The 5,909-nt window shown below is 41.0% G+C and carries 5 protein-coding genes; 1 reads left to right on the forward strand and 4 read right to left on the reverse strand.

Going from position 1 to position 5,909, the window contains the following annotated elements; translation table 11 throughout:
* Positions 1-133: 133 nt before the first annotated feature.
* The 3 genes from CD152_RS08940 to CD152_RS08950 form a co-directional block, all read right to left on the reverse strand.
* Positions 134-799 carry a helical membrane plugin domain-containing protein gene (locus tag CD152_RS08940; RefSeq protein ID WP_101140513.1) on the reverse strand — a complete coding sequence of 222 codons (666 nt, stop codon included), beginning with the start codon at positions 797-799 and terminating at the stop codon, positions 134-136.
* Positions 799-3,765: a formate dehydrogenase subunit alpha gene (gene fdhF / locus CD152_RS08945; RefSeq protein ID WP_101041682.1), complete on the reverse strand. Its 2,967-nt coding sequence runs from the start codon at positions 3,763-3,765 to the stop codon at positions 799-801. Before fdhF ends, CD152_RS08940 begins: the two co-directional genes overlap by 1 nt.
* Positions 3,766-3,943: 178 nt before the next feature.
* A complete protein-coding gene (locus CD152_RS08950) occupies positions 3,944-4,555 on the reverse strand; it encodes a YktB family protein (RefSeq protein ID WP_099482097.1) in 612 nt (203 codons plus the stop codon).
* A 103-nt stretch (positions 4,556-4,658) separates the two neighbouring features.
* Between CD152_RS08950 and CD152_RS08955 the strand changes: the two genes are divergently transcribed.
* Positions 4,659-5,480, forward strand: a complete 822-nt coding sequence (locus CD152_RS08955) for an inositol monophosphatase family protein (RefSeq protein ID WP_103214670.1) — start codon at positions 4,659-4,661, stop codon at positions 5,478-5,480.
* Here the strand turns inward: CD152_RS08955 and CD152_RS11760 are convergent.
* Positions 5,477-5,665 (reverse strand): hypothetical protein, encoded by a 189-nt coding sequence (locus tag CD152_RS11760; RefSeq protein WP_133453307.1) that lies wholly within the window; start codon positions 5,663-5,665, stop codon positions 5,477-5,479. The genes CD152_RS08955 and CD152_RS11760 overlap by 4 nt on opposite strands.
* Positions 5,666-5,909 lie beyond the last annotated feature (244 nt).

Here is a 5,909-nt window from a genome sequence, read left to right on the forward strand (position 1 = left end):
GTATATCATTAAAAATGGCTGCGCTAATACAAGCACAGCCGAGTAATTAATTTTTATTTTTTTAAGTGTCTACTTGACTGGGTGATGTTCATTGTTTCTGGTTTTTAGTATGAGGACAGGGGTACCTGTCCTTTTATTTTTTTAAGAGTAATGCGCCGATTGAAAGTGCTGCACCACCAAGTGCTGCAATGCCAACGTAGTTTGATTTTGAAGTGCTGTGTACTTCATCCCGCTTAGATTTACTCGGAAGTTCTGTGTGATGTGCATGCGCTACATCACCCGTATCTGTATGGACAGGGTCAACGATGCCCTGTTCCTGTTTCAGCTGCTGGAAGGATGTACCGAAACCTTTAACAAACTTGGTCAGTACGATAGAACCTTCAACGAAATCTTTATTTGTTAATACTTTAAGTAATCCGGTCCACCCAAGTGGTGTGCTTTGATTATATTCAGTCGATAATTTCAGACCTTTATTAAACTTCAAGATCATCGGTTCGATATCATTGAAGTTAAACTTACCTAATCCTTGTACGAGTAGGAGTGCGTTACGAATCGCCTGGTCAGTTTCAGTTTCATTGACGGCCTTTAACACACGCGTTAATATCGGATCGCTTTGAGAGAGCGCAGCATTGGCTGCATTTAATGCTTCATGCTCATCGAGCTGTTCGAGTAAACGGAATAATTTAAGTAACGTATCTTTATGCTGGATCAGCTGATCTTCTAATTCACGTAATTCCTTTTGTCTTAGTGCTTCAATATCTACTTCAGTCGGTTTAATTACACGTGTTGGTTGTGCCATTATCTATCACCTCTCATTTTAACGATATCGCCTGGATACACATAGTCATCTCGTCTCCATTTTGCTTCAACGTTAACACCCATTTGTGGTACACGGTTTCCGAAGCGGAAGTTGTTTTCTGGTAATGGTGATTTGTTACCTTTATCTAGGATGATAAGTTTTGCCTTTGTTTCTTTATAAGCTGGTGTTGATGTGTCTTTATCTGCGATAGAGCTTGAGAGCAGGTTGATCGCTGCATCGCCATTATCGTTCATCGGTAAGTAAACTTCTTTGCCGAATACACGGTCAGTAATTAATGCGCGTACATCAACCTTGCCGTATGGTGACTGTAAGCGTACGAGGTTACCTGTTTGAATGCCACGTTCGTCTGCAAGTTCCTGAGAAATTTCTAAGAACGCATCCGGTGTTTCCATTGCCAGACCTTTAACTTGATATGTCATATTGCCTTCATGGAAATGCTCAAGCAATCGTCCGTTGTTAACATGAATATCATATTGCGCTTCATATTCAGTCGGTTCTGTCCAGTCAACAGGGAAGAAGTTCGCTTTCTTATCTTCAAATGGAAAGCCTTCTGTAAACAGTAGCGGAGAATCTGTACCGTCTTCCTTAACTGGCCACTGTAAGCTATTGAATCCTTCTAGACGGTCATAGGATACACCTGAGTAGATTGGTGCCAATGACGCGATTTCATCCATAATGTCACCTGGATGCACATAATTCCAGTCTGCACCCATATGCTGTGCAATCTCCTGAATGATCTTCCAGTCTGGTTTCGTACCTTCTAAAGGTTCCATTACTTGATAGAGACGCTGAATACGACGCTCTGTATTCGAGAATGTTCCTTCTTTTTCGAAACTTGGTGCTGCAGGTAGAATAACATCTGCATATTCGGCAGTTTTTGAGAAGAAGATGTCTTGTACAACGAAGAACTTTAACTTTTCAAATCCTTCACGAACGTAGTTGATGTTCGAATCAACGATACCCATATCTTCACCTTTTAAGTATAAGACATCAAGCTCATCTGCATGCATAGCATCTACCATCTGATGATTATTCTGACCGACATTAGGGTTCATTTCTACACCCCATGCTTTGCTGAATTTCTCAAGCACCGCTTTGTCTGCAATCTTTTGGTAACCAGGAAGATGTGTTGGCATACTTCCCATATCTGAAGCCCCTTGAACATTGTTGTGTCCACGTAATGGATAAGATCCTGCACCTGGTTTCATATAGTTACCTGTTACAAGCAATAGGTTAGAGATCGCAGTAGAAGTATCACTGCCACCACGTTGCTGAGTCACACCCATCGCCCACATAACGGCTGTCGTTTTTGCTTCATGGATCATTTCCGCAATCTTGATAATTTCTTCTTTCGACATGCCCGTATGTTCTGCAGCATAATCGATTGTGTATTTCTGTAGTCCTTCAACGAGGGCACTGTAGTTGTTCACATGCTTATCGATGAACGCCTGGTCCTGCCAGTTATTGTCGATAATATATTTCGTTACTGCATTTAACCATACTAAGTCACTACCTGGATTCGGACGTACGAACATATCAGCACGTTCTGCCAGCTCGTGTTTACGGATATCTACTACAAGTAATTTAGAGCCGCGTAATTTCTGGGCGCTCTTTACACGCGTTGCAATAACCGGATGTGCTTCAGCTGTGTTCGTTCCAAGTCCAATAATCAGTTCTGCACGCGCAATATCTGTGATTGACCCTGAATCACCTCCGTAACCTACCGTACGCCATAATCCCATCGTTGCAGGAGACTGACAGTAACGTGAACAGTTATCTACGTTGTTCGTACCGACTACTTGGCGGGCAAGCTTCTGCATCAAGTACGATTCTTCGTTTGTACACTTGGAAGAAGTGATAAATGCTAACCTTTCAGGACCGCGTGTAGCAATCGTCTCTTTAAATTTAGAGGAGATTAAGTTGAGTGCCTCTTCCCAGGTCGCTTCCCTAAAGCCATCCGTTTCACGAATTAATGGTTTCGTTAGGCGTTCACCTGAATTTACGAAATCCCAGCCGAATTTACCTTTAACACATGTAGAAATCTGGTTCGCCGGTGCTTCAGGGCTTGGTTCTACTTTCAGCACTTCGCGACCTTTCGTCCATACTTCGAAAGAGCATCCGACACCACAGTACGTACAAACTGTCTTAGTCTTCTTAATTCTATCCTTACGCATCTCTGCCTCAACGTCTGAGATAGCCATAAGTGGTGTATACCCTGTTTCTACTGCTTTCGTAACTTCTACAGCGGGACGGAATGCGTCTTTAAGCATGCCTGTTAAGAAACCAGCTTCACCAATCATACCTACTTCCATCATCGCATTGCATGGACATACGGTAGAGCAGTGACCACAGTTAACACAAGAGGAATCATCGATATTTAGGTCCGTATTACCATCCCAGATAACACGTGGACGTTCTAGTTCCCAGTCGATCATCAGTGTTTCGTTGACCTGTACATTCTGACAGGCTTGCACACAACGACCACAGAGGATACATTGATCGGGGTCATAACGATAGAACTTACCCATATTCTTTGGTGCGCCTTTAGGAGACTGTGCAGTAGCCTGGTGATCTATCTTTAAATTCTTTACTGTATTATGTACTGTACAGTTCCCATTGTTAAAATCACATACTGTACAATAAAGTTCATGATTGCGTAATATTCTGTCCATCGCAATCATCTGTGCTTCAAATGCTTCACTTGATCCTGTCTTGACAATGTCCCCGTCTTTAAGCTGTGTACTACAAGAACGTACAAGCTCACCATTGACTTCAACGATACATGCATCACATGTTTCGATTGCACCTAGATCCGGGTGATAGCATAATGCTGGAACATCAATGCCCTTAAACCTTAAGTAGTCGAGAATACTTACATTGTTCGGAACTTCCATCGGTTTACCATTCAGCGTGATGCTGACTGATTGTGATGTTACATCATTCATAAAATTACCCCACTTCATATTTATTTAGAAAATATATGCCCTAACCTAATTATAAATTATCTGAGTATTATTGCAATTTTATTATTGAACTGATTTAAGTATGAATAGAAATAAGGCAGAAAAAAATAAAAGACGAGAATAAATGATACGTAATCATCTGCTCTCATCTCATAGCGTATTAAATATATAAAGGAAGTAATTTAAAGAACGTATCTTCAACCGCCGCTAAAAACTTTTTATCTGACATCAATGCAGCATCATCAGGGAAGAATACTTTGCCGAATAATAGTTCTCCTTTTTTTACATTGATGAGACGGTCGATATAACGCTTAAGCGCATCTTCATCAAGTGAATGAACTGTTTCGTATGTTTTTTTCATATGATCGCCCTTGATGATAAAGTCACGATCAAGTGCTAATATGTCATTAACTTGCTGCTGCCACTTTGCTGCCATGCGCTCTTTTTCAGGGGATTCATAGATAATACCAAAGAGTACGAAAGCATGGTCATCGAACAGTCCAATCTGAAAGTGAGGCAACATCTTGTAGCCGCGTTTGTTCGTTGAAAATGCAACCCATGTATCGTTCGGTGGATTCGTTTTACGACGCAGATGTTTCGCCACATGTGGGTAGAATGTTTCATCTGTATGCTGAGATAAATAGCTGCTAAAATATTCACCAAGTGCTTCCAGCTTCGGACGTGTTGTTTCAATCAATGCGGCCATACGTGGCTCTAAGCCTTCCACGTTAAAAACATTGAAATCCTTTGAAGTAAAATGATATTTTGTCATAGTTCACTCACCTTTTTCTTTTATATATACTATTATATACATAAAGTTGAAACAATTTTGCTTATGTTTAAGATATTGTATAATGATAATAGGAGGAGACGCTATGGAATTATTTGAATTTATGAAACAGATTGTTTACCAGGCTGGCAGTAATATTAGAGAGCAGCTCAATAAGCCGTTATTAATAGAAACGAAATCAAACCCGAATGATCTTGTCACAAATATGGATAAAGAAACTGAACAGCTGATGTACGATGCAATTATGGAAGCCTACCCAGAGCACCATATTATTGGTGAAGAAGGAAGCGGTAGAGATATTACCTCTATGGAAGGAACAGTATGGATTATCGATCCGATTGATGGCACCTTGAACTTTGTACACCAGCAGGAAAACTTTGCCATTTCTGTCGGCATATTTGTTGATGGGAAGAAGTATGCCGGTGTCATCTATGATGTCATGCGTGACACGATGTATAGCGCATGTGCAGGACACGGGGCGTACAAGAACGAAGAACCGATAGTACCCCTTGTTGATAGCGAACTGCGTCAATCTATTATCTCGATGAACCCGAACTGGTTAACGAAAGATTATACGAAAGACATCTATAGTGACATCGTCATCAAAGCAAGAAGTGCAAGAAGCTACGGTTCAGCAGCGTTAGATTTCGCTTATGTTGCAACAGGGAAAGTAGATGCTTATATTACGCTCAGGCTCCATCCATGGGACTTTGCTGGTGGCGTCATCATCGCTGAAGAAGTGGGGGCAGTCGTTACCAACCAAATGAATGAACCACTGGATATGCTCTATGCAAATTCAATTATGGTAGCAAACAAAGCGCTCCACGAAGAAATTTATACACAGTATCTAAAACCACATTCAGCAGCCCTTGATAGTATCCATCAAGAGAGATTCCATCGTCGCTAAATATAGTATGCACCTTTAGTTGTGCCGAACTTCTGGAAATGTTTATTCAGCAGCTTCGTGAGTATGAAAGGTGGGAAGTAATGCGCTGTAAATTCAGCGAAATTACGTCTCGTCAGTCTTTGTTCGGATAATATCGCTTTAAACTGTGAGATATTATGACTGAACAAGCTTTCTGAATCAGTCACTGCATTACAATGTGTGCAGTAATTCAGAGATTTGAAACGATTGAGTGTATTCAGCGATAAGCAGTCTGGACAGCTGACACCCTTTTTGAAGTCGGGGAGATGGATGTCATGTATGACAGAAGTATCGACTAAGACAGTGCTAATGGTGCTGTTTTTTTTTTTTTTTTGAGCAGATACTCATGCGCTCAAGATAAGGTAATATCTGATCCTTTAGCAGAATATCGCCTGTGTGACTATGGATATC

The organism is Macrococcoides caseolyticum (assembly GCF_002902665.1).
In the GTDB taxonomy this organism is placed as follows: Bacteria; Bacillota; Bacilli; order Staphylococcales; family Staphylococcaceae; genus Macrococcoides; species Macrococcoides caseolyticum.